The sequence below is a fragment of the Apibacter muscae genome, from assembly GCF_007845635.1.
In the GTDB taxonomy this organism is placed as follows: Bacteria; Bacteroidota; Bacteroidia; order Flavobacteriales; family Weeksellaceae; genus Apibacter; species Apibacter muscae.
On the sequence record NZ_SELG01000029.1, the window covers coordinates 167,230 to 181,167 of the forward strand.

The window sequence follows — 13,938 nt, forward strand, 5'->3', positions numbered from 1 at the left end:
TTTATGAAAAATATAGATATTGCAATTGTAGGAATGTCCTGCCTCTTCCCCGATGCAAAAAATATTCAGGAATTTTGGAACAATCTTATTTCTGGTAAAAATTCAATAACTGAAGCTCCTAATTCTAAATTTGATATTCTTGTAAAGAATACAACGAATTGTTTAACCTCAATTAAAGGTGGATTTATTCCTTCAATAAATCTTGACTTTGAAAGTTTAAATCTTACAAAGTCAGAAATTCAAAATGTTGATATCGATAATTTATTAGCCTTTAAATTAGTTGTGGATGCGCTAGAAGATGCTTCTATTTCAAGAAATGACTTATCAAATTCTTGTGTAATAATTGGTAAAGAAAATAATATTAGTTCTTCTAATATAAATGCCATTGATACTTTTCACACTAAAGAACAATTGATACAAATTATTAGAAATATTTTACCTAACTTAACAGAAGATCAAATTGCAGAAATTGAAAAAGAATACTTAAAGAACAGAAATGCAGATAGAATAATTAGTACAAACATCGCGTCTTTTATCTCAAATAAACTTAATATTAATGGAGCAGCTTATTCTTTAGATTCATCATATTCAAGTTCTTTACTAGCGTTAGAACATGCAATCAAAGAATTAACATCCAACCGCGTAGAAATAGGAATTGTTGGGGGTATTAATTTTACTCTTAATTCTACTAATTTAGGAATTTATTCAAAAAAAGGTATTTTAAACAACAATCCAAACGATCAAATTTTCAATAACTCTGGAGAAATTTTTTTGGGTGAAGGTGCAGGCTTCGTTATTTTAAAAAAACTTGATCAAGCTATCTTAGATAATAATAAAATTTATGCTACCATACAAGGCATAAGTTCAAATTCAATTTCAGATATTGAAATAGGACAAAAAGAAGCCATTAAAAACGCATGGAAGCAAGCACAAATATCTCCCAAAGATATCGATTATATTGAAGCTAGTGCTTCTTCAATGAATAAAGAGGATCAAACAGAAATAAAAGTTCTTTCAAACTTATTTAAAGACAAAAATATTACGGTTGGAACTCTTAAACCTAATATAGGAAATACACTTTCTGCCTCAGGAATTGCTAGTATAATTAAAGTTGTCTTATCACTTTATAATCAGGAAATTCCATCAACATTAAATGGTAAAATTTGCAATGAGGAATTAAAAGACACGCCAATTAATATTCCTACACAAAATATTCAAAACATGAATTTAATGTATGCTGGAATTAATTCCTTCGGATTAGAAGGAATGAATGTGCACACAATAATTAAAGTTCATGACAAGAATTCCAAACTAAAAAGCTTATCTTCAGTTAGGTTTACAGACGAAGTTATAGCTGTTACTGCAAATTCTAAAGAAGAATTAATCAAAGCACTGGATGAAGAAAATTTTTCTATTGCAAACAATACTGGAAAATATCGTTTAGTCTTATTTAATCCAGTTAAAGAACGCATTGAAAAAGCAAAAAAACTGATTTCAAAAGATAAACCTTGGAAAGGTAGGCAAGATATTTGGTTTACAAACGAACCTCTTCTAAATGAAAATGGTAAAATAGTTTTTTTATTCCCAGGGTTTGATCCTTCCTCCCATCTAGAAATAGAAAGTATTGCTCCATATTTTGATTTAAAAAATTCTTATAATCAGAATCTAAAAGAAGACGATCAACGATTATTGAATCAATCTTTTAAACAATCATATGCTTGTGAGATATCTAATAAAGCCTTAAAAGATATAGGTGTTCTTCCAGATATGAACGCAGGTCATAGTCTAGGAGAATGGTTTGCAGCAAATGCAGCTGGTCTGTTTAGCGACAATACTACTTCAGATTTATTAAAATCTATGGATCCTGAAAAATTTGAAATTGAAGGTATCTACTTTATAGCTGTTGGAGCTGGAGCAGAAAAAATTAATCCTATACTTGAAAATATTCCGGATTTATACCTTTCCAACGACAATTGTCCAAGTCAAGTACTATTGTGTGGAACTGAAAAAGCAAAAGATACTTTAATAAATTATTTAAAATCTAAACAAATATTTTATCAAGTTCTAACATTTCAATCTGGATTTCATTCACCTTTTATTAAAGATAAACTTTATTTGTTAGATGAGGCTCTAGAACATATTAAACTAAAGAAAAATACGATCCCTGTTTGGTCTGCAACTACCTTAGAACAATATTCTCATAATGAAAAAGAGTTTAAAGAATTAACCATTAAACACTTAACAGAACCCGTATTATTTCGAGAGTTAATACAAAAATTGTATAGTCAAGAAAAAGCAAGAATATTTATTCAAGTTGGTGGTGGTAGCTTGATTGGCTTTGTAGATGATATACTAAAGGAAAAGGATTATTCAGCAATATCATCTTTAGTACCTAATCGAAAATCATTAGAGCAATTAAGACGAATATTAGCGTTGTTATTTATTGAAGGTAAAAGTATTAACATTGATTTTTTAGGTTTAAAAAATTCAAAAACTCAAAATTGTATTGAAATATCTCTAAACGAAAAATCAACCATTGTAAAGGAATTACACACTCTACAAGCATTAGTTAAAAACACACAGGAAAATTCAACTCATACCCCTAACAAAATAGATGATTTCCTGATCAAATCTAATCACCCAGTAATTCAAGCTCTGAATGATAATACCTTGGAAATTCTACATATGCAAAAAGAATTTTCTGAAATCATTCGAAAACGAAATGAGAATATTTATTACAACAAAAGGAATATACCTATACATCATTTAAAGAAGGTTGAAACTAATAAACCTCTTTCTAACCAACCTCTACCTAGAAAAGATTCTTCTTTTAAAGAAAATTTATACATTTCCTTAGAGGACCATCCTTATATAATTGATCATTCTTTATTTAAACAGCCCAAATACTGGAAAGATTTAGAAGATATAAATCCTGTAATACCTATGACAATGTCTTTGGAATTACTTATGGAAACAGCTCTTAAACAAGCTCCTGATAAAAAAATATTATGCTTAGGCCCGGTTAGCGTTTTCCAATGGATGAAAGTATCAAAACCTTTTCAGCAAATCATTGAAGGCACATGGAAGAATAAATCTAATATTTCTTTAAAAATTAAAAATTTCGCAAATGCTGAAGTTACTCTAGGAAATAAGTTTTATAACCCTGAACCTTATTATACTCAAGACTTTGATTTAGGAAAAGATATAGCTTCTATACCTTATCCCAACACTATCTATTCAAGTCATATGTTCCATGGACCTGCCTACCAAGGGATTCAAGAAATAAAAAATATTACTCAAAAAGGACTTAGGGCCATCATTAAAAAATCAACAGGTAAAGGATCCTTATTGGATAACATTGGTCAATTGTTCGGTCTCTATTTACAATTAACCCTTGGAGAAGAATCGAATGTGAGTTTTCCAGTAAAAATAGAAGAGATTAATTTTTATCAAGAATTTACAGATCAAGAAGGAACTTTTGAATGTATATGCTTACCTACTTCAATTACTGAAAAAATTGCTACTAGCGATATTATTATTAAAAGAGATAATAAAATTTGGTGCATAATCAAAGGCTGGAAAAATCAGATTTTTGAAGGATTTGATAAAAATCTGTGGAATATGACCATGAATCCTTCTGAAAATATAATTTCTAAAAACATAGAAGAAAATAATATATACTTCTTCAATAATATATATAAAAGAGCTGTTAACTGGGATTTTTTAATGAACATATATCTTAATAAAGAAGAAAAAGAACATTATAATTCCTTAATGCTCAACAAAAAGAAAGATTTTCTCATAAGTAGAATATGTTTAAAAGATAATGTACGAAAATACATTTCTAATAAGTTTGGAAAAAATTATTACCCAATTGAAATCAGCGTTCAACATGATTTAAATAATAAACCTTATGTACGGGGTGTTTCAGAAGCTGAAAAAATTGAAATATCTTTAGCGCATAAAGATAGCAATTCAGTAAGTATTGTTTCTGATAAGCCCATAGGTATAGATATAGAACTTATTCAATCCAGAGAACAAGGATTCTTAGATCTATCCTTTACAGAAAATGAATTAAAATTAATTAAAGATAAAGATCTTTCAGAATGGAGTACTCGTTTATGGGTTGCAAAAGAAGCTTATGGTAAGAAATTAGGATTAGGTTTACAAGGAAACCCTAAAAAATATGAAGTTGAAAACATAGAGGATAGCATACTAACAATAAATAAAACAAAAATAAAAACTATAAAGTTAAATAATTATATAATAGGATGGACCCAATAGAAAAGCAAAAGGAAGAAGTTTACGAGCAATTAAAAAAATACATAATTGAAATAATAGGAGAAGATATAGCTGAAGAATTAGATATTTCTCCAAAGAGTATTTTTACTAAAGACCTAGAAATGGATAGTATTGAAATTGTTTCACTTGCAGAAAAAGTGAAGACAAAATATGGGGACGTTATTGATTTTAACGGCTGGCTTTCAGAAATGGAGATGGAACAATTAATAAAATTATCAATTGAAGACATAGTAAATCTTATTGTTGATGCCCTTAATAAAGATAAATAATAAAAATGTTAATGTTTTAGAATTAAATCCGGAAGGAAAAAGTACTATTGTGATGATTCATGGTATGTTCACTAATTCTTCTATATTCTATTTTAACATAGCACCTATTCTAGCCAAAGAATATAGAATTATCATGTATGATCTTAAAAGTCATGGATTAAGTGAAAAAGTAGATCATGGGTATGATTTAAAGACTCTCTCAAAAGATTTTATTGATTTGCTGGAAAAATTTAAGCTAGAGAAAGTGAGTATTGTAGGTTATAGTTTTGGCGGACTAATCGCCTTATATATAGCCATCTACTATCCTGAAAAAATTGAAAGAATTGCTATTATTGATTCTCCATTGACAAATAGAGACGAAGAAACAGATAAGGTTCTTGAAAAATATGGAAATGAATTTTTGGAACTATATATGAAAAATTATAGTATTTCCACAAACATTAAACCTAATCATAAACAATTAGAAAAAAATAGACGTTTGTATAATTTTCTACTACATGAAACTACTTTGCCAAAAGATCTTATTACAGATGAACATTTTACATCTAAAGAAAATATGGAGAAGGTTAAACATGAAACTCTACTATTGTATGGAAATCAATCAGATTGTCTACCGGATGGTGAATTTTTAAATAATTCAATACCAAAATCTAAATTTTTTATAGGAAATGGAGATCATAATATACCTATACAAAACCATGTATGGATTAATGAAAAACTAAGTACATTTTTTAATATATAAACTAAAATTATGGCTAAATATGCCTTTATAGTACCTCCTTTAACTGGACATATTAACCCTACTTTGTCACTTGGAAGCGAACTTCTTGATAGAAATCACTCTGTTTCATGGATATGCTTAGATCCAGAATTAAATAAACAACTGCCCAAAGGTGGAGAATTGTTAATCCCGCCTATTGAAGCCAGTAATGAAGAAAAAAGTAAATTGATTGCTTATGCAAAAGAGTTACAAAAAAAGAAAGTATATGGTATAGATAGTCTAAAATTTTTATACGAAGAAGTGCTTACCCCTATGAATTCGCTTATGATACAGGGGATTGAAAAAATTTTACAAAAATATAAACCAGATGTAATTATCCATGATCATCAAATTTATGCAGGATCAGTTGCAGCATTAAAATATAATATTCCATACGCTACATCTGTCACTGCCCCAGCCTCTATAAAAGTAAACGCAAACTTTCCTAAAATATATGAATGGGAAGGAGAACAAATAATTAAATTTCAAAATAACAATGGTATTTTAAAAAATGAAAGATTAGACTGCTCTTCTTTGCTTACCTTGGTATATACTTCTAAAATTTTTTTTGGAGAAAACAATTTACCCTCAAATTTTAAATTTATAGGTCCTGCAATCGCAACTAGACATCTAAATATAGAATTTGATTGGAAAAAATTTGAAATTATAGGAAATAATCGACCAAAAATACTAGTAAGCATTGGTACTAACTTCGATTATAAACAAAAAATAGAATTTTTTAATAAAATCATTGAAGCTTTTGAAGATCAAGAAGTAGCTGTAGTTCTAATCTCAGATCCAAATTTATTTAAAAAAATACCTAAAAACTTTATTATACAAAACAAAATTCCTCAGTTAGAAATTATCCCTCATATACAGCTAGTTATATGTCATGGAGGAAATAATACTGTTTGTGAGGCACTAAGTGAAGGGATTCCCTTAGTCGTAATCCCTATAGCCTACGATCAATCATTTATTTCAACCTGTGTTGTTGAAAATGGTGTAGGTATAAGACTTAACTTTAATAGATTTAAAGTTGAACATTTAAAAAATGCAGTAACTACTATCTTAAATGAAAATTCATTTAAAGAAAATGCTCATTTCATTCAAAAATCTTTTAAGGAAGCAGGAGGTATTAAAAAAGGAGCAGATTATTTGGAACAGTTACTAAATTAAATTAAAATTATGTCAAAAATAATATTTGTAGTTCCACCCTTCTTCGGACATATAAATCCGAGCTTGAGTATTGGAAAAACTCTTTTAGAAAGAGGACATGAAGTGATTTGGACAGGTTTAACGGAGCTTAATAAAGAATTAATCCCTAACGGTGGAACTTATTATATTTTAAAAAAATCTTTTCAACAATATCAAAAAGAAATCGAAAACATTATTCACTTACAAGACAAAGGGGCAAATATGCCTGCATTAGAAGCTTTAAAATTAGGTCTACAAGACACTTATATACCTTTAGCTAAAATAATGTTTGATGAATTTAATCAACTTGTAAAATCTTTTGAACCAGATATTATAATTAATGACTGCATAACTTTTGTTGGAGGATTGGTTGCACATTTAAATAAGATACCTTTAGCAACTATAACCCCTATAACCCCTAATGCTATCCACGATCCTGGTACAGCTCCTAAGGTTAGTAAATGGGTTCATGATTCAATAAAGGATTTACAATATTACGTAGGTATTGAGGAAGATGAAGAACTTGTTCTATCTAAAAAATTAAATTTATTTTACACTTCTCAAAAATTTGTAGGGTATAAAAACGATGAAATTCCTCCTTACATGAAATTTATAGGAGCATTAACCGGTAGACCGGATAATACACCTTTCGATTGGGAAAAATTGAATAATGAGAAACGACCTATTATATATATTTCTCTAGGAACAGTTTTAGTTGATATTAGAAAAGAATTTTTCTCTAAAATGGTTGAGGCTCTAGGTGATAAAAACTTCACAGTAGTAGCTGCTACAAATCCAACAATTCTAAACCATTGGCCAGATAACTTTATAGTTCAAAGCTATGTTCCACAATTGAAATTGCTTAAACATGTTGATGTGGTAATTGGCCATGGAGGGTTAAATACTGTCTGCGATACATATATGAATGGAATACCCATGTTAGTAATACCCATGGCTTTTGACCAATCCCATACAGGTGCTTTGATTGAACAATACGGATGTGGAATAAGGCTTAAATATAAACGTCTAAGAACTATAGATATTGAAAATGCGATAGAAGAACTTTTAAACAATCCAAAATATAAAAAATCAGCAAAAGAAATTCAAGAATCCTTTATAGAAGCAGGTGGAAATGATAGTGCTGCTAACTTAATTGAAAATCTTATTAAAAATTAACGATATACCATGTTTAAAATAAATATTACGTCTAAAAAAAACATATCTGATGTCAATATGTATATATTATTACTTATATATGTAATAATAACATTATTTGCATGTTCAAAAATGTCGCCCCTTTATGTAACAAATGAATGGGCAGATCCTAATGTATATTTTAATGTAGCTAAAGGAATGGTTAATGGCAAGGTTTTATATACAGAGATTTTTGATCATAAAGGACCTTTTATTTTTTTCATTTATGCAATAGGTTATTTAATTTCTAATAATACCTTCCTAGGAATGTTTTTTATAGAAATAATTTCTTGGTTTTTTTTAGCAATATCACTTTATAAGATTAGCAAGATTTATTTCTCAAGAAACTCTTCTTCAATTTTAACAATGCTTTTTTTTATTCCTTTTGTTAAAATTATCAAAGCAGGAGGATCAGCCGAAGAATTTATACTATGTTTAGAAGGAGTTAGTTTATATCTATTTCTTCAGTACTTTAATAAAAACAGTTGTTTACATAAACCTAAGTACATGTTTATACATGGAATGATTGTTTCAATTGTCTTATTAACTAAAATTAATCTTATAATTTTCTGGTTTTTCCCATTATTATTTATATATATAAATATTTTTTTACATAAAAAATTTAAAAATTTAATAAATAATATTCTTTTATTCTTAATAGGTAGTTTAATTATAGCGCTACCTATAATTGGATATTTATATTGTAACAATGCTTTAGAAGAAGCTTACAATATCTATATAAAACTTAATAGTGCCTATGCAAAAATTGGTTCATTAAAAAAAACCACTATCTTATTAACTTTAAGAATACTATATTTATTTATAGAACCATTATCTCTATTTATTTTCGCTACTATCGGAATATTTATATTCCCTCTAAAACACATCAAAAATCCATTAGGAAAATACAGCATCTTATTAACTGGAATTTCGCTTTACATAATTATATTTATGGGGAAATTTCAATATTATTATCCTATTCCATACCTTATTTTTAGCTTTTTGGGGTTATTACAAATAGCCAATTATTTAAAAGAAAAAAATACGAATACAAATGTCTATCTATCTATTAAAGACATGTATTTAATAACTCTTATAATTGTATTTGCAAATATAAGCGTATCAAAGATGTCTAACACCCGTGTTGAAGAATGGTTTTTCCCAAAAGACACTTATGCAAGTACAACAGTAATGACTAATAAATTAAGGGTTGAAATTATGAAAGAAAAAAATCCAACACTATTAAACTTAGGTTTTGGTTTAGCTAACAATTTATTTACTACTTGTAATATTGTACCCAACGTAAAATATTTCATTACTCCAAACTTATCTTATAGTTTTTATCCACAACTAAGACAAGAACAGTTTAAGTATATAAAAAATAAAAAAACTGATTTTATTATCATTCAAGAGTATATAACAGGAAGTGATTATTATAAAAAACAAAATCCCGTAGATCGTCCAAGCTATTTAAAAGAATTACCAATACTAAATGAAAATTACAAATTGATTTTAGCAGATACCTTAACTAATTATATTGATGAAAACTCAGATGAAATATACTATCTATACAAAAAGAATCCGTAATTATCTTTAATTTATACTCTGAAAAAGATTATCTTAAATTACAAAGATTTTTCTATCTTTGCATTAGAGTTAGAAAAGTAAAAATTTTTGATTCTAGATATGACAGAAAAATTAGTTCAAGAATTAAATGATTTAGAGCTTAAAATATTAAGTTTAAAAAAAGAAAATTCTGAATTAAAAAAAATAAATAAATATTTAGAAAATTCTCTTTCTATAAAAGAAGATAAATTTATTCAAAAAGAAAAATTATATAAAGAAATAGAAGAACAAAATAGGAGACTAAAAGTAGTAAATGCTTTATCAGGAAGTGAAGAATACAAAAAAGTAATGAAATTGCAAATGAATAGATTGATTAAAGAGATGGATATTTGTATTTCTGATTTAAAAGGCTTTTAATATTGTAATTTATATGTCGTTAAAAGTAAATCTTAAGATTGCAGGAAGAACTTACCCATTAGTTGTTCAAGATGATGAAGAAGAAATCTTACGAAATGCAACCAAGAGAATACAAAAATATGTATCTACATTTGATAAAGATTACAACATTAACGACAAACAAGACTCCTTAGCAATGAGTGCACTGCAATTAGCCTCAGAGCTAGAAAATTTATTAAAAAACATAGATAGAGAGCATAAAGAAATTTTACTAAAAGTAAAAAATATAAAAGCATTAATTACAGATTCGTAGTTATAGTTTTTTTGATCATAAAAATATAAAATTGTGTAGATAAAGTATAGCCTACATTGGTTCTAACTCAATTTAGTAAACTCAACGCAAATGATTGAAATGAGTGATTTGTTTTTTCTATGGCGGGCTGCCTCTCATCTCCCTGAGATGATTTGATAATTTTATTATCAACAGCAGATTACAAAAAAAAAGCATAGCTTAAATCCTGATTCATGGAGTTTACTCAAATCAGTTTTAATAGAATTAATGTAGGCTTTTTTAATTAATATAATATGGAAATAACTATAATCAGTGAACTAATTGCTACCTTACTAATAGGAGGTATTATCGGATTTTTTTTATCAAAAAGTTCTTTAAACAAATTTCGAAATAATAAAATAAAAGAGGCTCAAAATAAAGCCTCGTTAATTATTAAAGAAGCCGTATCAAAAGCTGAAACTGTAAAACAAGAAAAAATGCTTCAAGCAAAGGAAAAATTTCTTGAACTTAAAGTACAGCATGAAGAACAAATAAATCAACGCGAAAAGAAAATTATTGACACAGAAAAAAGAATAAAAGATAAAGAATCCAAACTAAATGATGATCTACATCAAAATAATATTCAAAAAAAACAACTAGATCAAGCCATTAAAGATAATCAATCTAAGGCAGATATCCTTTTAAAAAAGGAAGAAGAATTAAAAAACTTGCACCAACAACAAGTACAAATTTTAGAAAAAATTTCTGGATTTTCTGCAGAAGAAGCAAAAGCAGAACTAATTGATGCATTAAAACACGAAGCTAAAACAAAAGCTCAGGCACAAATACAATCGATTATTGAAGAAGCAAACCTAAATGCTAAAGCCGAAGCCAAAAAAGTAATAATCCAAACCATACAAAGAATAGGAACTGAAGTAGCCATTGAGAATTCAGTTTCAGTATTTAATATAGAGTCTGATGAAATAAAAGGTAGAATCATTGGTAGGGAAGGTAGAAATATTAGAGCTCTTGAAGCTATGACTGGGGTTGAAATTATAGTAGATGATACTCCAGAATCAATTCTATTGTCTTGTTTCGATCCTGTAAGAAGAGAAGTTGCGAGATTATCTTTACATAAATTAGTTACGGATGGACGTATCCACCCCGCAAGAATTGAAGAAGTAGTAGCCAAAACTCAACAGCAAATTGAAGAAGAAATTATTGAAATCGGTAAAAAAACTATTCTTGATTTAGGTATTCATGGCTTAAATCCTGAGTTAGTAAAAATTGTAGGTCGAATGAAGTACAGATCTTCTTATGGTCAAAATCTTCTACAACATTCCCGTGAAGTTGCTAATATAGCTGGAATTCTAGCTTCAGAGTTAGGTGTAAACCCTAAAATTGCAAAAAGAGCAGGATTATTACATGACATTGGAAAAGTTCCTGAAGAAGAATCTGAATTGCCACATGCAATTTTAGGAATGCAATGGGCTGAAAAATATGGAGAAAATTCTACCGTTGTAAACGCAATAGGAGCCCACCACGACGAAATTGAAATGAAGAGCTTAATTGCTCCTATCGTTCAAGTTGCTGATGCAATAAGTGGAGCTAGACCGGGAGCTAGAAGACAAGTCATTGAATCATACATACAGAGATTAAAAGATTTAGAAGATGCTGCTCTTAGCTTTGATGGAGTAAACACCGCTTACGCAATTCAGGCTGGAAGAGAATTAAGAGTTATGGTCCAAAGTGAAAAAATTGACGATCAAAAAGCTTCTCAATTATCTTTTGAGATTAGTGAAAAGATCCAAAATGAATTAACATATCCTGGACAAGTTAAAGTAACTGTAATAAGGGAAACACGCGCAGTGAACGTTGCAAGATAAATTCATTGAATTACTTAAAAAAGTCTGAAATTAACTATTATTTCAGACTTTTTTTAATTCAATTATTCTTCGTCTGGTAAATCTTCATCCAAACTCATATCAATTCCATCAATTTTAACCTTTTTTAAACTATTAGTTTTTAAATCTATATATTCTTTTCTATCCTTATAAATTTTAATCCCACTGAAAATAGCTTGTTCAAAAGAATTATTAGTATTAACCTCAATTTCAATATTAGAAACATCAGAAAAATTTTGGTTTGACCTAAATACTATGTAAGGCGTTCCTCCTACAAAAGAAAAATTATTTTCTTTAAATGAAATATCACAATGAGCTAAAACCTGTTGTTCATTCATTGCTAAAACAGCATCAAATGATGTATATTCAAAATTTTCAAAGAAACTGTCAGCAGAATAGGGGCCAAAAGCTAAGATTCCTCTTTCAAAACATTCTTTTACTGAAGGTTCAATTATTTTTAACTCCTCCTTTCCAATTAATGTTACATCCTGAGAAAAATTATTTACTCCTAAAACTGCAATTTTAGGCTTTTCAATACAAAAATCTTGAACTAGTGTTTTATTTATTAATTTAATATATTTTGATAAATCTTCTTTTTTTAGTGATTGAGAAAAATCATTTAGCTTTCCACCTCTATTTACAAAAGATATTCTTAAATTTTCATTAAGAATCATATCATAAGGTGAACCGCCTAAATCATTCTTTAACACTTCTAACAATTGTACACCATCCAAGAAACTATTGGACCAAGAATCAATAATTAGGAGATCAATTTGTCCTTGCTTTAATGACTCTATACCGGAAGTAAAAGAAATATTAGCCAAACGAGCAAACTCTTCTATTAAATTTTCATTATTGTTGTCTGCTGAATCCTTCCAAACATTTACAACATTAATTTTTTTATGAACAATTTCACTAGCAGATGCTATACCTTGAAAAAAAATTGAATTATATCCCAATTTTTTTTTCTTCTGAGACAATAATTTAGTTGAGCCGAAAATAACTGGAGTAAAGAATTCTAGCATTTCTCTTTTTTGAAATGTTTTTAGAATAATTTCAATACCAATATCATTAGGGTTACCTAAACTAATTCCCACCTTCAACTTATTATTTAAACTCATATATCTCAAGATTGTAATTTAACAAAAATAAAAAAAATAAATAGATTTAGCTTTGTACTTCATATATAAAGATTCGTTTATTAATTTTGCAAAACCTCCCACGCCTTTTTACATGTAATTAGTGAAAAAAAGAAGAATAAATAGAAAGAAAAAGAAGAAATCTAATAATATTTACTATTGGTTAACTGCACTAATCATTATTATCTCTTTGGCATTACTATCTAAATTTATGATCAAGATTTACAATGATTTTTTAAAAGACAGCAACAATAATCATAACTTACTAAATTCTAGAAAAATATCCGAAGAAAAAAAAATTAATTCCATACTCAAAGAATATCAAAATTGCCTATTTGGTATTGACATAAGTAAACATCAAGGGAAAATTAATTGGGATAGTATTCACTCTATCAATTCAAATTATCCTATTACATTTGTTTTTGTACGAGCGACTCAAGGAATATACAAGAAAGATAATTTTTTTGATAGTAATTGGAATAATTTAAAGGCTAAAAAATTTATCAAAGGAGCTTATCATTATTACAATCCTGATCAAAATTCTTCTGAGCAAGCAAAAAATTTTATTAAAGCTGTTCATTTAGAAAAAGGTGATTTACCTCCTGTTCTTGATATTGAAGAACTACCTAAAAATCAATCAATAGACCTATTAAAAAAAGGCATTATGAATTGGCTTAGATTGGTTGAAAATGAGTATAAAATAAAGCCTATTATCTATTCCAACGATGCTTACTTTATCCATCACATCAAAGATCTTGATCTAGAAAACTATCCTATATGGGTTGCCAATTACAATCCTATTAAATACCCATTACATACTAGATGGTCTTTTTGGCAATTCTCTGAAAAGGGAATTATTCCAGGAATCACATACAATTTTGTAGATTTAAATGTTTTTAATGGAGATATTAACAAATTGAATACTTTAAGAGTGAAATAAAAA

Annotated in this window: 11 protein-coding genes; 10 read left to right on the plus strand and 1 reads right to left on the minus strand. The window is 28.0% G+C overall.

Features of this window, described 5'->3' with window-relative positions:
• Positions 1 to 3 precede the first annotated feature (3 nt).
• The 9 genes from ETU08_RS02825 to rny all read left to right on the plus strand — a co-directional run bounded on the left by ETU08_RS02825 (position 4) and on the right by rny (position 11,838).
• Positions 4 to 4,284 carry a type I polyketide synthase gene (locus tag ETU08_RS02825; protein WP_146261497.1) on the plus strand — a complete coding sequence of 1,427 codons (4,281 nt, stop codon included), beginning with the start codon at positions 4 to 6 and terminating at the stop codon, positions 4,282 to 4,284.
• Positions 4,272 to 4,571, plus strand: coding sequence for an acyl carrier protein (locus ETU08_RS02830; RefSeq protein ID WP_146261498.1), 300 nt, complete (start codon positions 4,272 to 4,274; stop codon positions 4,569 to 4,571). The genes ETU08_RS02825 and ETU08_RS02830 overlap by 13 nt, the downstream gene beginning before the upstream one ends.
• Positions 4,549 to 5,313 (plus strand): alpha/beta fold hydrolase, encoded by a 765-nt coding sequence (locus ETU08_RS02835; RefSeq protein ID WP_146261499.1) that lies wholly within the window; start codon positions 4,549 to 4,551, stop codon positions 5,311 to 5,313. Before ETU08_RS02830 ends, ETU08_RS02835 begins: the two co-directional genes overlap by 23 nt.
• 9 nt (positions 5,314 to 5,322) lie before the next feature.
• Positions 5,323 to 6,507: a nucleotide disphospho-sugar-binding domain-containing protein gene (locus ETU08_RS12015; RefSeq protein WP_185145263.1), complete on the plus strand. Its 1,185-nt coding sequence runs from the start codon at positions 5,323 to 5,325 to the stop codon at positions 6,505 to 6,507.
• A 9-nt stretch (positions 6,508 to 6,516) separates the two neighbouring features.
• Positions 6,517 to 7,701 carry a glycosyltransferase gene (locus ETU08_RS12020; RefSeq protein ID WP_146261501.1) on the plus strand — a complete coding sequence of 395 codons (1,185 nt, stop codon included), beginning with the start codon at positions 6,517 to 6,519 and terminating at the stop codon, positions 7,699 to 7,701.
• A 111-nt stretch (positions 7,702 to 7,812) separates the two neighbouring features.
• Positions 7,813 to 9,306 carry a glycosyltransferase family protein gene (locus ETU08_RS02850; protein ID WP_146261502.1) on the plus strand — a complete coding sequence of 498 codons (1,494 nt, stop codon included), beginning with the start codon at positions 7,813 to 7,815 and terminating at the stop codon, positions 9,304 to 9,306.
• A gap of 99 nt (positions 9,307 to 9,405) precedes the next feature.
• Positions 9,406 to 9,702, plus strand: coding sequence for a hypothetical protein (locus ETU08_RS02855; protein WP_146261503.1), 297 nt, complete (start codon positions 9,406 to 9,408; stop codon positions 9,700 to 9,702).
• Between the two features lie 13 nt (positions 9,703 to 9,715).
• Entirely contained in the window at positions 9,716 to 9,994 is a 279-nt protein-coding gene (locus tag ETU08_RS02860) for a cell division protein ZapA (protein ID WP_146261504.1), read from the plus strand.
• A gap of 272 nt (positions 9,995 to 10,266) precedes the next feature.
• Complete coding sequence (rny, locus tag ETU08_RS02865) at positions 10,267 to 11,838, plus strand: ribonuclease Y (protein ID WP_146261505.1); 1,572 nt, start codon at positions 10,267 to 10,269, stop codon at positions 11,836 to 11,838.
• A 62-nt stretch (positions 11,839 to 11,900) separates the two neighbouring features.
• Here rny and ETU08_RS02870 read toward each other — a convergent pair whose 3' ends face one another.
• A complete protein-coding gene (locus ETU08_RS02870; protein WP_146261506.1) occupies positions 11,901 to 12,977 on the minus strand; it encodes a 4-hydroxythreonine-4-phosphate dehydrogenase PdxA in 1,077 nt (358 codons plus the stop codon).
• A gap of 229 nt (positions 12,978 to 13,206) precedes the next feature.
• On the opposite strand from ETU08_RS02870, the gene ETU08_RS02875 reads away from it, so the two are divergent.
• A complete protein-coding gene (locus ETU08_RS02875; RefSeq protein WP_146261507.1) occupies positions 13,207 to 13,935 on the plus strand; it encodes a GH25 family lysozyme in 729 nt (242 codons plus the stop codon).
• Positions 13,936 to 13,938 lie beyond the last annotated feature (3 nt).

What these genes read in the sequence shown, in the direction of transcription:
- ETU08_RS02825 (WP_146261497.1), top strand. Translation starts at nt 4, where the DNA reads ATGAAAAATATAGATATTGCAATTGTAGGAATGTCCTGCCTCTTCCCC.
- ETU08_RS02830 (WP_146261498.1), top strand. Translation starts at nt 4,272, where the DNA reads ATGGACCCAATAGAAAAGCAAAAGGAAGAAGTTTACGAGCAATTAAAA.
- ETU08_RS02835 (WP_146261499.1), top strand. Translation starts at nt 4,549, where the DNA reads ATGCCCTTAATAAAGATAAATAATAAAAATGTTAATGTTTTAGAATTA.
- ETU08_RS12015 (WP_185145263.1), top strand. Translation starts at nt 5,323, where the DNA reads ATGGCTAAATATGCCTTTATAGTACCTCCTTTAACTGGACATATTAAC.
- ETU08_RS12020 (WP_146261501.1), top strand. Translation starts at nt 6,517, where the DNA reads ATGTCAAAAATAATATTTGTAGTTCCACCCTTCTTCGGACATATAAAT.
- ETU08_RS02850 (WP_146261502.1), top strand. Translation starts at nt 7,813, where the DNA reads ATGTCGCCCCTTTATGTAACAAATGAATGGGCAGATCCTAATGTATAT.
- ETU08_RS02855 (WP_146261503.1), top strand. Translation starts at nt 9,406, where the DNA reads ATGACAGAAAAATTAGTTCAAGAATTAAATGATTTAGAGCTTAAAATA.
- ETU08_RS02860 (WP_146261504.1), top strand. Translation starts at nt 9,716, where the DNA reads ATGTCGTTAAAAGTAAATCTTAAGATTGCAGGAAGAACTTACCCATTA.
- rny (WP_146261505.1), top strand. Translation starts at nt 10,267, where the DNA reads ATGGAAATAACTATAATCAGTGAACTAATTGCTACCTTACTAATAGGA.
- ETU08_RS02870 (WP_146261506.1), bottom strand. Translation starts at nt 12,977, where the DNA reads ATGAGTTTAAATAATAAGTTGAAGGTGGGAATTAGTTTAGGTAACCCT.
- ETU08_RS02875 (WP_146261507.1), top strand. Translation starts at nt 13,207, where the DNA reads ATGATCAAGATTTACAATGATTTTTTAAAAGACAGCAACAATAATCAT.